The organism is Planctellipticum variicoloris, assembly GCF_030622045.1.
Taxonomy (GTDB): domain Bacteria; phylum Planctomycetota; class Planctomycetia; order Planctomycetales; family Planctomycetaceae; genus Planctellipticum; species Planctellipticum variicoloris.
Genome location: NZ_CP130886.1, coordinates 3763655 through 3783297, shown reverse-complemented (window position 1 = coordinate 3783297; position 19643 = coordinate 3763655). Strand labels below are relative to the sequence as shown.

The window sequence follows — 19643 nt, the reverse complement described above, 5'->3', positions numbered from 1 at the left end:
CCCCGGACACTCGGCTTCCTCTTCCATTCACGGACGATCTCGCATGGCCCTCCGCGTCTACAACACCCTCTCCCGCCAGAAAGAAGACTTCAAGACCGTCACACCCGGCAAGGTAACCATGTACCTCTGCGGGCCGACCGTCTACAAGCCCGCCCACATCGGCCACATGGTCGGACCGGTCATCTTTGACACCGTCAAGAAGTACCTCGTCTACAGCGGCTATGACGTCTCCTTCGTCGTCAACATCACCGACGTCGACGACAAACTGATCAACAAGGCGGCCGAGAAGGGGATGACCGTCGACGCCCTCGCGAAGCAGATGACCGAGGACTATTTCGACAACCTGAAGCTGATGGGGGTCGACAGCATCGACCACTTCCCGTTTGCGACGCAGCACATCCAGGACATGCAGGAGATCATTCAGTCGCTGATCGACAAAGGCTACGCCTACCCGCTCGACGGCGACGTCTACTTCCGCTGCACTAAGGACGAAGACTACGGCAAGCTCAGCCATCGCAGCATCGACGAAATGCTCGCCGGCACCCGGGCCGAGACCCGCGACGCCAAGGAGCACCCCGCCGACTTCGCCCTCTGGAAGGGCTCCAAGCCGGGCGAGCCCGCCTGGGACAGCCCCTGGGGCCCCGGCCGGCCCGGCTGGCACATCGAGTGCTCCGCCATGAGCCGCAAGCTGCTCGGTGATTCGATCGACATCCACGGCGGCGGTCTGGACCTGATGTTCCCCCACCACGAAAACGAACTCGCCCAGTCGGAATCGTGCACCGGAAAAACCTTCGCCACCTACTGGATGCACAACGGCCTGATGCAGGCCAGCGGGCAGGCGGGCAAGGTCGGCGGCGGTCACGACCGCCACGGCGACGCCGCGGCCGCCCAGATCGCCGGCAAACTCGCGGGCTCTGCCGGGGCCGAGTCGGTCAAAACGGCCGTCTTCGCCCATCACCACCCGGAAACCGTCCGCTTCTTCCTGCTGGCGACTCACTACCGCAGCCCGATTGATTTCAGTCTGGAGCGGATCGCGGAAACAGGGAAAAGCCTCGACGGCTTTTTCCGTCTGTTCGAGACCTACGAACGGATCAGCGGCAAGAGTTTCTACAGCCTTGAAGCCCCTGAGAAGCGCTCCGGCACCACGCCATTGCCGGAAAGCGCCGGCGAATTGCAGCCGTTCTTCGACGAGTTGAAGTCGCTGCGGGATCGCTATCTCGAAGCGATGGACGACGACTTCAACACCGGCGGCGCCGTCGGCGTCCTGTTCGAACTCCGCCGCGTTCTCAACGCGTTCATCGGCGACCAGAAACTGGAGGCCCCCGGCGCCGACCCCGCAAAGATCGCCGCCCTGACCACCGGCTTGACGCTGCTGAAGGAACTGGCCGCCATTCTGGGCGTGTTCCGGCAGCCGCGCGAAACTGCCGGCAGCGGGGTGGACGACGCACTGCTCGACGGCCTGATGCAGCTCATCATCCAGATCCGGGCCGACGCCCGGAAGAACAAGAACTTCGCCGTCGCCGACCTGGTCCGCAACAAGCTCGCGGAACTGAAGATCACGCTGGAAGACCAGAAAGAGCGCACGCTCTGGCGTCGCGGGTAACGGACTTTGGTTTTCCGCAGTGACGCAGCCCCCCATGACCATCCCCTATCGCATCCTCGGCATCGACCCCGGTCTCAATCGGACCGGGTATGCTGTGATCGAGCGGGGAGGGCGGGGGCCGCTGCTGCGGGACGGAGGCGTGATCAGTTCGACCAAGGGGAAGACGCTCGCCGAACGCGTTCACGAGATCGCCTGCGGGCTGCGCGAAGTTCTCGAAGAGTGGCGGCCGGCGGAGGCGGCCATCGAACAGGTCTTCTCCCACAGTCAGTACCCGAAGACCGCCGTCCTGATGGCCCACGCCCGCGGCGGGATTCTGCTGACCGCCATGGACGCCGGACTCCCCGTAGTCCACTACTCCGCCACCCAGATCAAGCGCCTGCTGACCGGCAGCGGGCGAGCCTCCAAGGAACAGATCCAGCGCGCCATCCAGCAGGAGTTCAAACTGGATCGCATCCTGGAGCCGAACGACGTCGCCGATGCCTGCGCCATCGCCCTCTGCCATTTCTACAGCGCTCAGCTCCGCAGACTGGGACGCGATGCGGTTTAACCGCCCACCAGCGAAAAAGAGCGATGACAGGCCCAACGTGATGTCGTACAACGATGGCATGATTGTCGAAGGAATCGTCACCAGTCTGTCGGCGAGCGGCGCGATCAATGTCGCGCCGATGGGACCGATTGTCGATGACGACTTTCAAACGCTGTTGTTGCGGCCCTTCAAGACGTCGCAGACCTATCGCAATCTGAAGGAACACCCCTGGGGCGTCTTTCACGTCGTCGACGACGTGCTGCTGATCGCCCGGGCGGCTCTCGATCGCCTGCCGGAAACGCCAGCCACCAGCCCCGCCGCGAAGATCCCCGGCCAGGTGCTGGCCGATTGCTGTCGCTGGTATGAATTTGAAGTCGCGTCGCTCGACGATTCGGCCGACCGGACCGAGATCGAAGCCCGCGTCGTGCATGCCGGGCGCGTCCGCGACATGTTCGGCCTGAACCGGGCCAGACATGCGGTGCTGGAGGCCACCATCCTGGCGACCCGCCTGCACCTGCTCCCCGAGTCGGAGATCCGCGAACGACTGGCGGCTTTGCGCAGTCCGGTCGAGAAAACCGCCGGGCCGCGCGAGTTTGAAGCCTGGGGGCTGGTCATCGACGTCGTCGAGGACTGGTATCGCCGCCACCCGGCGACGGGCGCCACCGCGCCGACCGAGACTTGATGTCTGGTTCATCGAATTCCCAGACTGGGCGCCGGGCGGATCGTCCTGTGCGTCTCCTTCCACGTTTGACAGCACCCGGATCGTGGCGTAGCGTTCAGAGTGGATCACTCACGGCGGGCCAATCGCTCACGAGTCGGTCGAATCGCCGCGCGGCACAGCTCCCGTCGGCGGAAGTCCCTCTTGCGTCGGCCCGCGGAGCAGTCATTGTTGCGCAGGGGCCGCCGGAATGTCCGATTCATCGGGACCGAAGATCGGGTTCTTCGTTCTGCTGCTGGTCATCGTCGCATCGATCGACTTCCCCGGAAATCCCGTTCGCAAAGTGGCGATCTCGATTCTGGACAGCCTGAGGTCTTCGATGGGCGGCAGCGGAAGCTTCATGAGGTAGCCGTGCGCGGAGCAGCGCGGGCAGCCGTCCGGCCTCTCTGATATCATCCTCTCTCGCACTTTGGCAGGAATCGCCTGCCCGAGATCTGCACCGAGAGTTGACTATCGAGGTGACGCCATGCTGCTCCGAATGAGCGCGATCGCGCTGATGTTCGTCGCGTGTTCCAGCCAGTTGCCGTCTGCAGAACCGGAGTTCGACGCTGCAGGATTGCAGCGCATCTCCGAGCGGATGACCGAGTTCGTCCACCGCGGGCAGATCTCCGGCGCCGTGACGCTCATCGCCACGCCGGACCGGGTCGTGCACCTCGCAGCGGTCGGCAAGACCGGCCCCGCGACCGACCAGGCCATGCAGCCGGACTCGCTCTTCCGCATCGCGTCGATGACCAAAACCGTCACGGCGACGGGCCTCATGCAGCTCGTCGAACAGGGGAAGCTGAGCGTCGACGATCCGGTCGAGAAACACATTTCGTCCTTCACCGGACAGAAACTGAAGGATGGTACTCCGTCCCGCCCCGTCACCATTCGCGACGTCCTGACGCATACCGCCGGACTGGCCCAACCGGGCGGCAAGGAGACCGAAGGGCTCAACCTGGAACAGATCGTCGATCTGATCGGCCGGAAGCCGCTGGAGTTTCCCCCCGGCTCGAAGTGGCAATACAGCAGCGGCCTGACCGTCGCCGGCCGGCTGATCGAAATCGCCTCGGGCGAGAGCTATGCCGAGTACCTGCAACGGCACATCTTCGATCCGCTGGAAATGAAAGACACAACCTTCCGGCTGTCGCCCGATCAGGCGGGGCGACTGGCGGTCACCTGCAAACCCGGCGAACAGCCGGGAACTCTGGCCGCTGTTGAGATCCCGGACCCCACCGTCGAACGAACGCCCAATCCCTCCGGCGGATTGTTCTCGACCGCCGCCGACATGGCCCGCTTCTACCAGGCGATCCTGAATGGCGGGCAACTCGGCGACGTCCGACTGCTGCCGGCCGCACGCGTGCAGCAGATGACGCAGATTCTCACGCCCGGCCTCGTCACGGGCTTCACGCCCGGCAACGGCTGGGGACTGGGCTGGTGCGTGCTCGAAAAGCCGCAAGGGGTGACCCGACTGCTGATGCCGGGAACTTACGGCCACGGCGGCGCGTGGGGGACGCAGGCCTGGGTCGATCCGCAGCGCAAACTGATCTTCATCCTGATGATCCAGCGGTCCGGATTCGGCAACAGCGATGCGTCCGACGTGCGCGACGCATTCACAGAAGCCGCTCTGTCCGCATACCACGGCGTCGAAACTACAACGGCGAAGTTCACAGAATTCCACGGTTACTCTCGGGCTGTCGAACTGACGCTCGGCCAACCCCGTGCCCGCGCCGTGCTGTGTCCGCAGGCGGGTGGACGCGTGCTGGAGTATTACGTAGACGGACGGCGTGCCCTCTATCTCGACGACGAGGATCGTCCGCGGACCGACGGAAAACCGGCGTCGATGTCCGCCGGCCGGTTCGATTTCGGCCCCGAACTGACGGTCCCCGCGCATCCGGAAATCTGGTCCGGAACCTGGACCGCCGAGATCACCGGCCCGCACTCCGCCCGCCTCGTCAGCCCCCACAGCCCCAAAGCCGGGGTGCAGGTGCTGCGCGATTTTGAACTCCATCCCCCCACCCTGACCGGCGCCTCCCGACTCTCCTGCCGGCAGACGCTCGTCAACGTCTCCGATCAGCCGCGGGAATACTGCCACTGGGGCCGGTCGTTTTCCCCCGGCGGAGGCATCTGCCTGATTCCTCTGCAGGGGACCAGCCGCTTCCCCGCGAAGTATGCGATGTACGAAGACAGTGCGATCATCAACGTGCGGAACACCGACGAAAAGATTCGCGAGCGGGACGGCTTTCTGGAGATCCTCGCGCCGCCGCGTAAGCCAAAGCTCGGCTTCGATTCCTCGGCCGGCTGGCTGGCCTACCTGCGGCCCGACAACACGCTGTTCGTCAAACGCTTCCCGGTCGATCCCGATCGGGTTTACAACGAGGCGGCCGGCCTGACGTTATCGGTCTGGTATCCCGCCGGCCCGCGGATCGAACTGGAGCCAATCGGCCCGCGCGAGAAACTCCAGCCCGGCGACGCGGCTTCTTTCACCGAAGACTGGTGGCTGCTGGATCACCCGTTCCCGGCCGCTGGAGAGAACATTGATCTGAAGCGGCTGCGGGAACAGGTCGAGCGGCAGACGGCTCCGGCGCGCTGACCGGCTAGACCAGCAAGCCTCGGGTGGCCGGGGCAGGAGCGTCTTCGCGATGCCCCGGTCCGGACGACTACCTTGGGTAGCGCCGGTTGGAAGTCAGCGTACTGCCGGCGCCACCCCGCAGCGACGGCTCTGCGACCCCGCCGGGGGCGACGGTCTTGCGCGAGGGGCCGGTTTCCGGGGGTGTCGCTTCGCTCAACCCCCGGCTACATTCTTGCATCCCTTCGGGATGCCAGGACGGAACCTGCGATGTGGACGGCTGGTCGACGGTGCTCCGTGACCCCGGCAGGGGTCAAAGAAGGTAGCCGGGGGTTGAGGAGCGAAGCGACGACACCCCCGGTGAGCCTACGTCATCACGACCCCGAAGGGGTCGCAGGCGCAACCATCGCTTCAGGATTCCGGTCCTCCACCTCTTCGTCGATCTTGCCACGACGGATTCCTTCCCACTTGATCGGAGGCAGGCCACGTTCCATCGCGAAATTGTTCAAGACCTTTGAGATCGCCCAATCGCGCAACTCTTCGTCCTCGGGTCTGATCGGCCAGGACACCTGCGTCCAGGCGTCGGTGGGAGAGGATCGCGTTTCCAGCCCAACCGTGAAGAGGTTCAGATCAACGTGGAAGCGAGCAGTTTCGATCCTGGCCAATGGTGATGCAAATCGGAGCATCGATTTTTCGAAGTCCGAGAGAATGGCCATTCCAAGACCATTGGACGGTTTGGGGCGGTGTTGAAACCATTGCAACAAGCGCTCGGTCGATTCCGCATCTGATATGACAACGGTCATTTCCTGAGCAATTTCTCCATCCCCGCCACAGGCAATCGAGAAACCGTCCGCCTGCAGGTCTTCAGAGAACCTGACCTCGGTGGATTTCCTGGAACTGATCGCGCAAGCGCTCGTCAAGAACGCGACCACGAACAGGACGCAGCACGTCTTTTTTCGCCACCCGCCCATGTGTTGCCCTCTGTGCAGACGAATGAACGCGGGCTCATAATCGGAAAGCGGTTTTCCGGCAATCCCATTGCATGTTGACCGGTCGCCGCGGAACGCATTCCGGCGGCAACGTTTCTGCGACCCCTCCGGGGTCGAATGTGTGTGCGATGGGCCGGTTTCCGGGGGTGTCGCTGGCGCTCAACCCCCGGTTATCTGCGCGACACGGCGGACGACCGCCCACCTCCAGTCGCTTTACCAGAACCCGGTGGATTGATACGCAGTTCCGGCATCACGGTCGAAGTAATAGGTGGCGCCGCCGCCGTCTGATTCCGAAGGACTGTGGGAGATGACCGGATCGTCCCATGGCTTCCATCCGAGATCCCCGAATTTGCGTTTGAAATCGTCGTGATCTGCTCGCCGACCGTCATCGCTGTATCCGCCTCGCTGGACGGCAGAGCGCTCTCCGTACTCGTCCCAAAGCTCGTTCAGGTACGATTGAAAATCTGCTTCGGAAATTGAGTAACACGCCCGATACCCGTTTCCGCCGGGATGCTTGTGCATTTTGATGTTCGTCGCCGTAGCAGGCAGGTATCGCTGATAACGAAAGTCGTGGATGTCGTCGTAACATAGGTACTCAAACTGACCGAATCGGAATTGGTCGACGATCAGCTCGATTCCAATGCAGGAAGGGATGAATGCGGCGAACGCGAAGCACGTTGAGAGCAGAAATGTTCTGCCCCGTTTTCCTTTGAGCGCGGGGGCCATGACTGTGGCACCCAGCACCAGCCCTGCCAGCGTCCAGCAGGTAATCTTGAAGGGGAGAAGGACGGGCCAGAACATTGGCGGAGCTTGCCGAAAGAGCGTAACGATTGCATTCCGGATCCCGTTGGGAACCGGTATGCTGGCAGAGAAGTTCTGCAAACCCAAGTGTAGCCGTCGATCGTTCCTGCGTCACAACCTTTGCAATCGCCGGGTGGCACAGATTGGCCGTCCGCGGCCTATCTGCGTCGCAAAGCGACAGGAGGGTGCGTTTGCAAGTGTGTTCGAACAGGGAGGTGGAAGTCCTCCTCAGGTAGACGTTCTCCGGCCTGTAGCCGACCGAAACTGCGTCGCCGCGAGGCGGGGTGGGGAGCATCGGGAGGCGAATGGCCAGTCCGCAACGCAAGTGAACTCGATTCGGCCGGGTGGTTTGGCGAGCCTGCCCTCTTAAGGTGAAGCCCAGACCGGAGCGATCCGGAAGCCGTCGACGCTGAAGGGTAACGTGTCAAAGCGATCGGCGGAGCCATCAGGTGGTTGGAGGCGGAATGGCCGGAAGTTCGAACACATGACGCAAAGAGACCTGACCGGGAGGGACTGACCCGGTCAGGAGTCAGAGGAGCCATAGTAGCGACGAAGCCGGGTAACTCCGGGGGAGCGAAGGGCTCCAGGAAGATGGAAGGCGACATGACCAGACCAGCGGAAGTCCCACCGGCGGCAGTGCCGCGGGCTCAACAAGCCGGAACAGCGTCGCGCCTGTGGGCGTGCGCGAAACCGTGCGTCTGGACCGTGCGCATGTTGACGGCTCTCGTCGAGGGAGTGGAAGGAGGCAAATGGTTCCGGCTGTATGACAAGGTGTTCGCCGAGCGGAATCTGCTGGCGGCCCTGCAGCAGGTGGCGCGCAAGAAGGGCGCCGCCGGCGTGGATCACGTGACTGTCGACGAGTTCTCCGCACAGCTTCCAGACGCTCTCTGGCGGCTGTCGGACGCCCTCAAAGACGATACGTATCGACCGCAGGCGATCCGCCGCGTTCACATTCCCAAACCCGGCACAAGCGAGACCCGCCCCTTGGGGATTCCCACGGTGCGGGACCGCGTCGTGCAGGCGGCAGTGGTGAACGTGATCGAGCCGATCTTCGAACGCGACTTTGCCGACCAGAGTTACGGCTTCCGGCCGGGCCGCGGCTGCAAGGACGCGCTTCGACGGGTGGATCAACTCCTGAAGGCTGGCTATGTCCACGTGGTGGACGCCGACCTGAAGGGATATTTCGATTCGATCCCCCATGATCGGTTGCTGCTGCGTCTGCGGGAGAAACTGGCGGACGGCCGTGTGTTATCGCTGATCGAATCGTTCCTGACCGCAGGGATCATTGAGGACGCGAAGTCGTGGACCCCCGAGGCCGGAGCCCCGCAGGGGGCGGTCCTCAGTCCGCTGCTGAGCAACATCTACCTCGATCCGCTGGACCATCTGCTGGCCGCTGCCGGTCTGCAGATGGTGCGTTACGCCGATGATTTCGTGATCCTGTGCCGCACCGCCGCCGAGGCGTCGCACGCTCTGGATCTCGTGCGGGAGTGGGTGGCCGATAACGGTCTGACGCTGCACCCGACGAAAACGCGGATCGTCGATGTGCGTGCGGAGAGCTTTGCGTTTCTGGGGTACGAATTCGCCGGCGAAAAGCACTGGCCCCGCTCGAAGAGCCTGCAGACGTTGAAGGACACGCTGCGTCGACAGACACGTCGGACTTCCGGCGCGTCGTTGCAGCGCATCGTGTTTCGCGTGAACCGGTCGCTCCGCGGCTGGTTCGCGTACTTCCAGCACGGCAGCAGGCGCTCGGACTACAAAACCCTGGATGGCTGGCTGCGGATGCGTCTGCGGAGTCTGTTGCGTCGCCGTTGCGGCGGACGCGGCGTGGCCCGCAAACCGTCCGATTGCTTTGCCTGGCCGAACCGCTACTTCGCCGAGCAGGGGCTGTTCAGTCTCGCCGCAGCCCATGCGTTGGCCTGTCAATCCTCACGAAGGTAAACCATCAACCGGAGAGCCGGATGCGGGAGATCCGCCCGTCCGGTTCGGAGGGAGGGGAGCCCCAAGCCAATGGGGCTTCCCTACCCCTATTTCGCGCCATCGAAACCCGTTGCGCCGCCCGTCCTTCTGTGCCTTCGGCACCGCGGTAGGGCGAAGACGCCCGGGTGCAGTCGGCGATTGGTGGTCGATGATCTTTCCGGCGTGGCTTGAGCCCCGGAGGGGCGGCAGAGTGTAGCCACGGGTGGAGTGTCGGCGGCGAAGCCGACCGACACGGAACCCGTGGACAGGATCGCATTACCCTCCGGAGCCCCGGAGGGGCGAAAGAGTCGCGGCCATATGACGATTCACACATGGGCGACGGCTCCATCGCCCCTGCCGGGGCTGGTCGTTGGGGCACGACCGAGACCACGGGTTCCGCTCAGTCTGCCTGACGGCAGACTGAGCTTCACCCGTGGCTACACTCTGCCGCCCCTTCGGGGCTCAGAGGCTCGCGGCGATTGATGCCCGTGGACTACCCAATGTCGACTGCACCCGAAGACGCTGAGCCGGGGCCACCCGCGCTTCACCCGGCGACTGCGGTTGTGTTAAAGGAGACGAGCGCCAATTTACCTCCTCCAAGTTCGCTACAACGCCAACCATTCATTCCTGTTCCTCATCCGAGACAACCGGTCCGGGGGGCTCGTTATGGGACGCCTGATAAGACCAGAGGCCGCCTGATATGAAACGTCCGATACCCTCCACGCCTGCTGAGAGGTTCGAGGAGATCCAGTTGGCAATTGCCGACGCCAGAGAAGCCAGGCCGTTCGGTCTGCTGATCGACGCCGAGATCACGGACGCCAACCTGTTTCATCTGGCCCCGCTGGTGTGCCTGAAGTTTCGAGGGAAGAAGCGCAAGGGGCCGGAAGCAGATCGTGTGATCAAGCTGGCGTTGGCGAATTACGTGGCGAATTCTGATCCCGATGGCGTCGATCATGCACTGGAACACCGACCGCTGATGGGCTTTGCTCTCTGCTATGTCGCCGCTCATCTCGCCCTGGGTCTGGTGGACGAGCAAAAAGCCGAGGCGATTCTCGTGTTCTGCGAGGACCATTGGTAGGGGGTCGTAATGTGGCGAAGTCTGGCGGGCTCCGTTGCGCCCTCTGTGACGGCAGGTTTCACAGAGGCTGTAAGTCATTCTCAGTCCTGCTCCGGCTCCGACCAGACTCGGGCGTCTCCATCGTCGTCGAATTCGACGTGAATGACGTTCGCCCGGCAGCAGACCGGACAGTCTTCGACGTACTCCTGACTCGCGCCCTGCGTGACATCCAGCGGGATGACGATCTCCTCGCCGCAGGAATCGCAGATGTAGCTGGCGTCTTCTCGCATGATGTCTTGGCCTTGCGATCGTTCTTCAGGCGACACGTCACGTCAGCAGCGCCAGCAGCATGACCACGGGTGTGAGCGTTGATACTTTACGGCGGGTGGCGCCGGCTGTACGTCTTCGTCCTACCCAGGAGGGCGGGCGGACCGCACAGGAGGTTGTCTGTCCGAAGCAGAGGACGGTCGGTGACCTTCTGCTGCGGCATAGCAAGAGCGAAGACGCCCAACCTATGCCACCCGTGGGAACCAGAGAGAAAGGGTTGGCCGAGTGTGTCAACGCCCGCCGCACCAGAGAACGGTGCGTTGCAGGGGCTTTCGCCGTGAGTCCGAGCGTCAATTGCTGAGCGGGAAGCCGCTCTCAGCGGGGCAGAGTCAGCGCCCCGACGGGAAGTGTCACAATTTCGTCCGAGATGTCGGGACCGTCGAGACGGAAGGTGACTTCGTCGCCATCCACATCCACGACTGTCAGAGTGCAGTCCGATCCGATGTCCAACACTTCGCCAACAAGCAGGTCGACCTCGTAGTAAGACACCATTTTCCTCCATGCCCTTGCCGGTATCCCCCCCAGCGGAGTCGAAAGATACCATGCAGGAGTTCATCCGGCAACGAAATTTTCGCCGACATCCCGTGTTGGCAAACTGGGTTAGCGAGGGGCCTCCGCGGAAACTGTCACTGCGGCGGGCGGGGTCTGGCTGACCGGAGGACTGAGGGTCTGCCAGAGCAGTGTGGAGATTCCCAGGACGACGCAGTAGCCGGCAAACCAGTGCAGCCGTCGCTGAGTCAGCATGCGCAGCAGGAGTTTCAGCGCCCCCAGGCCGACAACGAACGCGACCACCGTCCCCACGGCCAGCGGGCCCCAGGCGAGATCGACTGGCGGCGACTCCAGCATGTCTTTGGCTTCCAGCACGATGGCGCCCGAGATCGCCGGAATGGCGATCAGGAACGAGAAGCGCGCCGCCGAGATGCGGTCCACACCCATCATCAGCGCGGACGAGATTGTGCAGCCGGAGCGGGAGACGCCCGGCAGCAGCGCGAGCGCCTGGAAACAGCCGATGACCCAGGCGACCAGCCAGGGGAGTTGCTGGTCGCTGAATTTATTGCTCTCCAGCCGCTGAGCGGCTAGCAGCAGACCGGCGGTGACGAACAGTCCGCAGGCGGCCATGACGGGAGAGTCGAACGTTTCCTCGAACCAGTCCTTGAGCGTCAGGCCGACGACGGCGGCGGGAATTGTTGCGAGCACAATCTGGGCGCAGAGTCGCCAGTTCCGCAGCGTCTGGCGAATGTCGTGCGCGTAGACGATGAGAATGGCGAGGAGCGTCCCGGCATGGAGGGTGATAATCGTCGCCATGCCGTCTCGCGACTCTTCCATCCCGAATCCGTAGCGCATGGCGGCGTTGGCGATCACCAGATGGCCATCGGAGCTGATCGGAAGAAACTCGGAGATCCCCTGCACGATCCCCAGCACGATCAGCCGGACGTATTCCTGCCACATGAAATGAGTCGCCTCGTCGAAACCGATTCCTGCGTAAAGAGATCGGAGTCTAGCAGCCGTCTCGAACGGGGTCGAGTTGAACCCATTCTGCAGGAACGCTCCACGCGCCGCCGTCGAACGCTGTGATACCGAGTTCTCCGGCCGGGGCATTCCGCAGACCGCACCTTGACAGGCCAATTGCTTTCGGGCGAGACTCGCGAACTCGACTCCGAGGAGTGCCGAAGATGGATTTTCGCGTCTGGATTGTTCGCAGTCTCTGGTCTCAACTGGTCAGCCTGCTGCTGGTTGCGCTGACGGGGGGGCTTTGTATGCTCCTGTCGCTGGCCGGAGATGCTGCCGGGGCTGCCGCTTTGCGGGCGCTGGCGCTGGTTGCGTGCGTGTTCTTCGTGGTCGCTCACGTGGGGCTGGTCGTGCTGCTGGCAATTCGGGAACTGGACCGGGATCGAGTGCGTCCTGAATGAAGGCCGGACATCGGGTGGCGCGATTTGTGAAAAACTGGCGAACTGACGTCCGTTCGGGAACACAGTGATCCGGGACTGCTCGTCACCCGTTTACCTGGCCGGGCGATTGTCGCTAAGATGATCAAGTCATTCCTACCCGTCTTGTCTGCTTCCTCGGTTCGACACGGAGATCCGAAATGGCGAACGATCCCTTGATTCATGGGCCGAGGCTGAGGCTGTCCTGGTCCGTCGCCGGCCTGCTGCTGCTGGCGTCGGCTGGCTGCGGCAAGATCCCCACGTGGGGCGAACTCACCGGGCAGGCCAAGCCGGAGGCGGCTCCGGTCGTGCAGCCGATTGTTTCTCCGGTAGTCGCGCCTCCGGTTCAGAACATTCCGCAGTTGCCTCCGCCACCCGACCCGGCGGTGGTCCTGCAGGAGTTCCGGGCGCTCAAGCCGGGCCAGGTCAATGACGCCGAGCTGGCCAAGCTCGGCGAGCTGAGCGAGGGGCTGGACCAGATTACGGAGATCGACGCCCACGGCGGACAAGTGACGAAGGCCGGTCTGGCGGTGCTGGAGAAGCTGCCGAATCTGAAGTTCATCAATCTGGACGGGACGCCCATCGGCGACGCGGGGGCGGAGCTGCTGGCCAAGGCGCCGGCGCTGGAAAGCGTCACGTTGAACGGCTCGAACATCACCGATGCCGGGATCGCGGCGCTCGGCCCGCTGACGAATCTGCGGGAGCTGCGCATCGCGCGGGCTCAGTTGACGCAGGCCGGCTTTGCCGAGATCGCCAGGCATAAGACCATCGAGCGATTGCTGCTGGATGCAACGCCCCTGAACGATGTCTCCTTTCAGATGCTCTGCAGTCTGGAAAACTTGAACTACCTGGAAGTCCGGGATACTCAGTTGACCGATCAAGGTCTGATGGGACTGGCGAAGCTGGATCGACTGGAATCCCTGGAAGTCTCAGGCTGCGGCGGCGTGCATGGCGAGGCGTTCTTCAAGCTCGCGAAGTCCAAGGCGCTCGCCAATTTGCGCCATCTGTCACTGACCGCGTGCCCGCTGAACGAGCGCGGGGCTCGGGGGATCAACAACATGAAGCAGTTGGAGTATCTGAATATTGCTCAGACCGGGGCCGCCGACGTCCACATTGCGTTCATGATCCGGGGGATGGCCAAGCTCAAACATCTGGTGATGGGGAGCAATTCGACCGTGACGAACGAGGTTCTGAAAGCGGTCGGCCAACTGAAGCAACTGGAGGTTCTGATCCTCGAGAATCAACCGGGCATCAGCGACGTCGGACTTTCCTATCTCAAGGGGCTGAAGGAATTGAAGTACATTTCCGTCGGGAACACGAGCATTTCCCCCAACGGACTGCAGGCCCTGAAGCAGTTCTGTCCGGAGCTGGATCTGAACGCCGGCGCTCCGCCGATGAATCCCTTCCGGCCGCGCAAGCCGGGCGAAGCGCTGGCCGAGACTCCGCAACCCCGAACAGTGACTCCCGGGACCGGAAAACCCTCGGGCTTCATCGCCCCGACGCGCAAGGCTTCAGGCTTCATCCCCCCTGAGTAGCGAGGGAACTTCGGGACGGCAATTGACCCGCGAAAGCCGGTCTGCCGGTTTACCGGCAGACTGCCGCCGGTCGATTCAGGAATTCGTGCTGCGCGGCAGGCGTTCCAGCACCGCCGGGATCAGTTTCGCGAGCTTCTCGCCCCCTTTGGCGGCGTTGGCGAGAATCTTTGGCACCTCGACCGGTTCGAGGTGGTCGGGCAGGCACAGGTCGGTGACGATCGAGTAGCCGAGGACCTTCATTCCGGCGTGTATCGCCACAATCGCTTCCGGAACGGACGACATTCCCACGACATCGGCGCCGAGGAGCTTCAGCATCCGGTATTCGGCCCGCGTTTCCAGATTGGGACCCGGCACGCAGACGTAGACTCCCTTGGCGACGTGCAGCCCGAGCTCCAGCGCCGTCGACCGGCTCAATTCGATCAGTTCCCGGCTGTACGGTTCGCAGAGATCGGGCCAGCGGGGGCCGAGCCGGTCGTCGTTGACTCCGCGCAGCGGGCTGTCGGGCATCAGGTTGATGTGGTCTTCCATGACGACCACATCGGCCAGATCCAACTGAGGGTTGATGCCCCCCGCGGCATTGGTGACCAGGAGCATCTCCGCGCCGAGCGCGCGCATCACGCGGACGGGAAAGGTGACCTGCTTCAGCGAGTAGCCTTCGTAGTAGTGGAAGCGACCTTCCATAGCGACGATCGGCACGCCGCGCAGCGTCCCGCACACGAGTCGACCGGCGTGCGACTCGACCGTCGATCGCGGAAAGTGGGGCACCTTGTCGTAGTCGATGCAGGCTTCTTGAACGATCTGCTCGGCCAGACCGCCCAGCCCTGTGCCGAGGATCAGGCCGACGCGCGGCGTACCGCTCCACTGACTGCGGATGTATGCCGCCGCTTCATCGATCTGATTCCACAATTCCAGCACAGCGTTTTCTCCTCTGTAGTCCCGACACCGACGTTCCGGGGGAATCTGCGCCGGGGACCGTCAGACCGGCGTATCGCACGAATCACACAATACAAACAGGGCGAAGAGGCAGGCTCTTCGCCCTGTCGTGACAGGATTCAATTCCGGTCGACGCGCGCCGTTTGAGGATTACTCGTCGTCGTCGTCGAGATCATCGTCGTCATCGTCGTCGTCGTCATCATCGAAATCGTCGTCGTCTTCGAAGTCGTCGTCTTCAAAGTCGTCGTCGTCGAATTCTTCTTCGTCGAGATCCTCGAGATCCTCGTCGAGATCTTCGTCGTCGCCGAATTCGTCGTCTTCGCCGAAACCGCCCTCGTCGTCGACGTCCGCGAGCTGGGGTGAAGCGGACGAGCCGAACGGAGTCTCACTGAAGAGGCCGGCGGCGGACAGGCGATCTTCGTCGGACAGAGAAAAAGGCATGGATGCACACCTCGAAAACCGGAGTCTAGTCTCGTTCTCAACCAGCGCGGACCAGCCGCCGCAGGAGGCCGTTTTTTTTACGGCGAACCGGCAGCGCGGACCACGCAACTACTTATCTGCAAGAATCTTTGACAGACTGCCCGACCGGGCCGACTGTCGATTTGCGCCATTTGGATAGTCGACGCGGCGGACGTTGTCAAGCGCGTCCTGAAACGGAAATTCGGGTCTGCCGGATTGATCGGTTTCCGAGGGTCCCGGCATCCGGGAATCCTGAACGGGCGGCTCGAACTCCCGGCGTCGGAAATTTCGACGCCGATACGGTCGGAATGACCCGCAGAGTCTGCCAGATTGGGGTTGTTCAGAATCGTCAAGTCGGTCGAGTCGCTCGGTCGGGAGTGAACTCCGATCAAAAATGACCGATATTCTGAAGGCCGGTTGCGATATGCTGTCCGACCATCCGGCCGGATTGTTCCCGTTGATCGAATCGATTCCCGGTTATGCGTCTTCTGCAGGACTCCCCATGAAACCCACCGTCACCCTCCGCCTCAGAAAAGCGGCCGAGGTCACATTGGGGTGGGCATTCGTCGGACTGGCTCTGGCGGGGGCGTTTCTGCCGCTGCTGCCGACGACGCCATTTCTGCTGCTGGCGAGTTTCCTCTTCCTCCGCAGTTCCCCGCGCTGCCACGCCTGGCTCCTGCAGAATCGGTTGTTCGGCCCGTTTCTTCGAGACTGGGAGCGCCACCATGCGGTGCGCCCCGCGGTCAAATGGCTGGCGGTCGTGATGGTGCTGGCCGTTGTCGGGGCGACGCTTCTGTCGGGGAAATTGTCCTGGCCGATGCAGATCGGCTGCATCGGGCTGTGCGGGATCGGGCTCGTGGTGGTGCTTCGGCTGCCGACCGTTGCGGCGGAGGGTGAACCCCGCTCGTCGGTCGCGTTGGGGGCCGTTTCGCCGAAACTTCCGCCGACGGCCTGAGGCCGCTCAGCCGGCTTCCTGGCAGTTATCTGGTCATTTCGCGATGTGCGAACATTCTCCCGCCCGGCGATGTCCGGCTGGCGACGTTCGAGAATCCGGCCTGGGATGACTTCTCCGGGCCGTCCCCCTGTGATACCGTTCGGCGGGGACTCCAGGATTTCGGGCGAGGTGGGAGGTAGCAGACGTCGTGAGGTCCAGTACGGCCGTGGAAGACGCGGCAGTCGTCCCGGATGCGGTGTTTCCCGACAGCGAAGAATCACCCAGCCTGAGACGGAGTCTGCGGTGCAGCGTCGTTGATGGAACGTCGTACGGCCTGATGGTCGGTATCGGAGAGACCTATCTCCAGGCGTTCGTTCTGGCCATCGGACTTGGCGAGGTCTTTGCTGGCATGATCGCCAGCGTGCCGTTGCTGGCGGGGAGCCTGCTGCAACTGGTCTCTCCGACCGCCATTCGGATGCTGCGGTCTCACAAACGCTGGATCGTAATTTGCGCCACGATTCAAGCCTGCAGCTTCGTGCCGCTGATTGTCGCCGCCATCCTTGGCGAAATCTCCCCGCTGTGGGTGCTGACCGTCGCTTCGGTCTACTGGGGCGCGAGCCTCGCCACCGGTCCGGCCTGGAACACCTGGATGGGGACATTGGTGCCCCGGCCGTTGCGCGCCCGCTTTTTCGCCATGCGGACGCGACTTGCGCAGGCGACGACTCTGATGGGGTTTCTGATCGGCGGGTTCGCGCTGCAGGCCGGCCAGGGTCACGAGTCCAAAGTGCTCATCTTTGCCGCGCTCTTCACCGCGGCCTGCGTCAGCCGGGTGGTTTCCGTCATCGCGCTGGCGACCCAGGCGGAACCGGTGCCGATTCCGGCCGGGATGCGTTTTCTGACGCTCAGGCAGCAGTGGCATCGTTTTACAACCGCCTCGATCGGGCGCCTGCTGGTATTCATCGTCGCCATGCAGTGCGGCGTCTACGTCGCCGGGCCGTACTTTGCGCCCTATATGCTTCGCGAAATGGAGATGTCGTACACGGGCTTCGCGATCCTGCTGGGAGTTTCCTTCGTTTCCAAGTTCTTCTGTCTGCCGTTCTGGGGCCGGGTGGCGCATCGCGCGGGAGCCCAGCGGCTGCTCTGGATCGGTTCTGTCGGCATCATTCCACTCGCGGCGGGCTGGGTCGTCAGCGACAACTTCGTCTGGCTGATTTGTCTGCAACTCGTTGCGGGAGCCGCCTGGGGGGCCTACGAGCTGGCGATGATGCTGATGTTTTTTGAGACGATTCCCGAGGAGGAACGCACGAGCATTCTGACGCTCTACAACGTGGCCAATGCAACCGCGATCGTCCTCGGCTCGCTGATCGGCGCCGCCGTGCTGAAGGTGGTCGGCGTCGGTGTCGCCGGTTACATGGGGGTGTATATCGCCTCCACGGTGTTACGAGCCGCAAGTCTGCTGCTGCTCCGTCGCGTGCCGTCGATGACCGTGACAAATGCCATCATGCCGCTGCGGACGCTGGCGGTCCGTCCGATGGGAACCGTCGATGCTCCGCTGCTCCCTGCGTTTCCGGATCAGGTGGACGGTCGCGAGACTGCTGCGGTCGAGCCGGTCTTGCGTTGAGGTCCGCCTGCCTGTTTGGAGCAAACAGAAAAGCCTCCGCACTGCAAAGGAAGCTGCAGTGCGGAGGCGGACGAGCGCCGGGATGGTTTCGATAATGCCGGGACAGACTCCTCCCAGATGGCGCTCGAAACGATTTCGAAGCTGAGTTCCCGAGAAGAGCAACTCGCGCGCCGTCGGTTGCCAAGATTTGGGGCGGGCCGTCTTTCTCGGCTGGATGCTGCGTAAATAGTTTTCGTGATTGGGGTTGTGGCGTTTGACAGGCGGCGTTTGGGCGTCCGGTCGGTTCGCGACGTGGATCCCCCGCGGGCGATCCGCGGAAATCTGCGTGACGCATTCTGCGGACGGTAGGGCAGAATGCGACGAACGGTCTGGCTCGTCGCTACGCGGCGTGGCCGAGCGGTTGCGGTTTGAATTGAGCAATGACGGCGGTTTCGCGAGTCTCGCGTCCGCCCAGGAAGCTCCCGATCACCGTTCTCCGAACGGCGACTTCGTAGCTTGCCAGCGCCAGATAGAGCGTCACCACGATTGCCAGGGCAAACTGAATCTGTGCTGGCCAGCCTGTTTCCCGAAAGCCGAGCTGGCAGAGGGGCACCAGGGGATGGTGGACCAGATACACCCAGAACGACGCCCCGGCCAGATAGCGAGCCCAGGCCGGGGGAGCTCCCTTCAGCCGCTCGCAGATCGACCACAGTCCAAAGGTAAGCGTCACACACATCGCGGTCAGCAGCGGAGTGGCCACCCAGGGGGGCTGGCCCCCCATTTGACCGTCAGCGAGCAGCAGATAGGTCGGAAAGAGCAGGGCGGCCGCTCCCAGCCACACCAGAGGGTTTCGACGCCGTCCGCGGGGCTGTTCGTCCGGTCGTACCGCTTCCAGGACGCCCCAGGCGAAGAACAGACCGCTATAGGCAAACTTCGCCGGGACGGGAACAAACGAGTGCTGAAAGCCAAGGACGACGCCCGGGTCCCAGCAGAGAACTGCGGCAATTCCCGCGACAATCGACGGAATTGCCAGCCGACGCAGGTTGGGGGTGGGCCATTGTGCAGATCTGCGACCGGAAGCTGCCTGTGCGGGCCGGCGTCGCAATCCCCAGACGCCGGCGGCGAGCAGCAGCGAATACAGGAAAATGTACTGCAGGTACCAGAGGTGGCTCAGGCCCCAGAGATTCTGTTTCAGCGACCCCAGTCGGATGTCGCGCAGGTCCTTCCAGGAAAGTTGCCCTTCTCCGACCCAGCCGAGCATCCAGAGATACAGCTCCACGGGCAGCAGGATGCAGGCCGCCGCCAGCAGCGGATAGAGGATGCGGTCCACGCGCTGTCGCAGGAACTTGCGTTCGCCTCGATGCGAGAGACTGCGCCAGGAGACGTAGCCGCTGAGCATCAGAAACAGCGGCATCACACAGGCTTCGATGGCCCAGAAAACGGCGTTGATGGCCGCGTCGGGCGCCGGATGGCGGATCGGCCAGGCCAGACCGGGCATCGGAGCGGTCAGATAGGGAATGCCGGCGTGCAGCACGACGACGGCCACGGCTCCCAGCCCCCGGATCCAGTCCAGACCGGCATGGCGCGCGGTGCTGCCGCCGTCGTTCGGAATCGCCCCAGCCTCCCTGCTGCGCGGCATGACCACCGTTCCATGGTGTTCGGACACCCGTCGAGTTCAGGCCCGGACGGGTGAGGTGCGTCTCAAATTCTGACCCTGTCTTATCGGACAGAA

General features: G+C 63.2%; 19 protein-coding genes. 11 read left to right on the top strand and 8 right to left on the bottom strand.

Annotated elements, in window-relative coordinates:
- Nucleotides 1-43 precede the first annotated feature (43 nt).
- From cysS to SH412_RS14665, 5 genes are all read left to right on the top strand, one after another.
- Nucleotides 44-1603: a cysteine--tRNA ligase gene (gene cysS / locus SH412_RS14685; RefSeq protein ID WP_336518762.1), complete on the top strand. Its 1560-nt coding sequence runs from the start codon at nt 44-46 to the stop codon at nt 1601-1603.
- Nucleotides 1604-1637: 34 nt separating this feature from the next.
- Complete coding sequence (ruvC, locus tag SH412_RS14680; RefSeq protein ID WP_336518761.1) at nt 1638-2150, top strand: crossover junction endodeoxyribonuclease RuvC; 513 nt, start codon at nt 1638-1640, stop codon at nt 2148-2150.
- A 40-nt stretch (nt 2151-2190) separates the two neighbouring features.
- Nucleotides 2191-2811 (top strand): DUF447 domain-containing protein, encoded by a 621-nt coding sequence (locus tag SH412_RS14675; protein ID WP_336518760.1) that lies wholly within the window; start codon nt 2191-2193, stop codon nt 2809-2811.
- A gap of 226 nt (nt 2812-3037) precedes the next feature.
- Entirely contained in the window at nt 3038-3196 is a 159-nt protein-coding gene (locus SH412_RS14670; RefSeq protein ID WP_336518759.1) for a hypothetical protein, read from the top strand.
- 117 nt (nt 3197-3313) lie between these two features.
- Nucleotides 3314-5419 carry a serine hydrolase gene (locus SH412_RS14665; RefSeq protein WP_336518758.1) on the top strand — a complete coding sequence of 702 codons (2106 nt, stop codon included), beginning with the start codon at nt 3314-3316 and terminating at the stop codon, nt 5417-5419.
- A gap of 350 nt (nt 5420-5769) precedes the next feature.
- On the opposite strand, the gene SH412_RS14660 is transcribed toward SH412_RS14665, so the two are convergent.
- Both SH412_RS14660 and SH412_RS14655 read right to left on the bottom strand, forming a co-directional pair.
- Complete coding sequence (locus SH412_RS14660) at nt 5770-6366, bottom strand: hypothetical protein (RefSeq protein WP_336518757.1); 597 nt, start codon at nt 6364-6366, stop codon at nt 5770-5772.
- A 231-nt stretch (nt 6367-6597) separates the two neighbouring features.
- The gene (locus tag SH412_RS14655) at nt 6598-7185 is read right to left on the bottom strand and encodes a hypothetical protein (protein ID WP_336518756.1); all 588 of its coding nucleotides are present in this window, start codon (nt 7183-7185) and stop codon (nt 6598-6600) included.
- 711 nt (nt 7186-7896) lie between these two features.
- Between SH412_RS14655 and ltrA the strand changes: the two genes are divergently transcribed.
- Nucleotides 7897-9123 carry a group II intron reverse transcriptase/maturase gene (ltrA, locus tag SH412_RS14650; RefSeq protein ID WP_336518755.1) on the top strand — a complete coding sequence of 409 codons (1227 nt, stop codon included), beginning with the start codon at nt 7897-7899 and terminating at the stop codon, nt 9121-9123.
- Nucleotides 9124-9892: 769 nt separating this feature from the next.
- On the top strand, nt 9893-10219 hold the full coding sequence (locus SH412_RS14645; RefSeq protein ID WP_336518754.1) for a hypothetical protein: 327 nt from the start codon (nt 9893-9895) through the stop codon (nt 10217-10219).
- An 80-nt stretch (nt 10220-10299) separates the two neighbouring features.
- Here the strand turns inward: SH412_RS14645 and SH412_RS14640 are convergent, their stop codons facing one another.
- From SH412_RS14640 to SH412_RS14630, 3 genes are all read right to left on the bottom strand, one after another.
- On the bottom strand, nt 10300-10488 hold the full coding sequence (locus SH412_RS14640) for a CPXCG motif-containing cysteine-rich protein (protein ID WP_336518753.1): 189 nt from the start codon (nt 10486-10488) through the stop codon (nt 10300-10302).
- Between the two features lie 352 nt (nt 10489-10840).
- Entirely contained in the window at nt 10841-11017 is a 177-nt protein-coding gene (locus SH412_RS14635; RefSeq protein WP_336518752.1) for a hypothetical protein, read from the bottom strand.
- Nucleotides 11018-11125: 108 nt separating this feature from the next.
- The gene (locus SH412_RS14630) at nt 11126-11974 is read right to left on the bottom strand and encodes an undecaprenyl-diphosphate phosphatase (protein WP_336518751.1); all 849 of its coding nucleotides are present in this window, start codon (nt 11972-11974) and stop codon (nt 11126-11128) included.
- 224 nt (nt 11975-12198) lie between these two features.
- Here SH412_RS14630 and SH412_RS14625 point away from each other — a divergent pair, with 224 nt between their 5' ends.
- Together SH412_RS14625 and SH412_RS14620 are read left to right on the top strand one after the other, a co-directional pair.
- On the top strand, nt 12199-12435 hold the full coding sequence (locus tag SH412_RS14625; RefSeq protein WP_336518750.1) for a hypothetical protein: 237 nt from the start codon (nt 12199-12201) through the stop codon (nt 12433-12435).
- A gap of 176 nt (nt 12436-12611) precedes the next feature.
- A complete protein-coding gene (locus tag SH412_RS14620; protein ID WP_336518749.1) occupies nt 12612-13985 on the top strand; it encodes a leucine-rich repeat domain-containing protein in 1374 nt (457 codons plus the stop codon).
- A gap of 75 nt (nt 13986-14060) precedes the next feature.
- On the opposite strand, the gene SH412_RS14615 is transcribed toward SH412_RS14620, so the two are convergent.
- Nucleotides 14061-14900, bottom strand: a complete 840-nt coding sequence (locus SH412_RS14615; protein ID WP_336518748.1) for a purine-nucleoside phosphorylase — start codon at nt 14898-14900, stop codon at nt 14061-14063.
- Between the two features lie 168 nt (nt 14901-15068).
- Nucleotides 15069-15467 carry a hypothetical protein gene (locus tag SH412_RS14610; protein ID WP_336518747.1) on the bottom strand — a complete coding sequence of 133 codons (399 nt, stop codon included), beginning with the start codon at nt 15465-15467 and terminating at the stop codon, nt 15069-15071.
- Nucleotides 15468-15771: 304 nt separating this feature from the next.
- Between SH412_RS14610 and SH412_RS14605 the strand changes: the two genes are divergently transcribed.
- Nucleotides 15772-16332 carry a DUF454 family protein gene (locus SH412_RS14605; protein WP_336518746.1) on the top strand — a complete coding sequence of 187 codons (561 nt, stop codon included), beginning with the start codon at nt 15772-15774 and terminating at the stop codon, nt 16330-16332.
- A gap of 187 nt (nt 16333-16519) precedes the next feature.
- Entirely contained in the window at nt 16520-17932 is a 1413-nt protein-coding gene (locus tag SH412_RS14600; protein ID WP_336518745.1) for an MFS transporter, read from the top strand.
- Nucleotides 17933-18311: 379 nt separating this feature from the next.
- On the opposite strand, the gene SH412_RS14595 is transcribed toward SH412_RS14600, so the two are convergent.
- Nucleotides 18312-19550 carry an acyltransferase family protein gene (locus SH412_RS14595; protein ID WP_336518744.1) on the bottom strand — a complete coding sequence of 413 codons (1239 nt, stop codon included), beginning with the start codon at nt 19548-19550 and terminating at the stop codon, nt 18312-18314.
- Between the last annotated feature and the right edge of the window lie 93 nt (nt 19551-19643).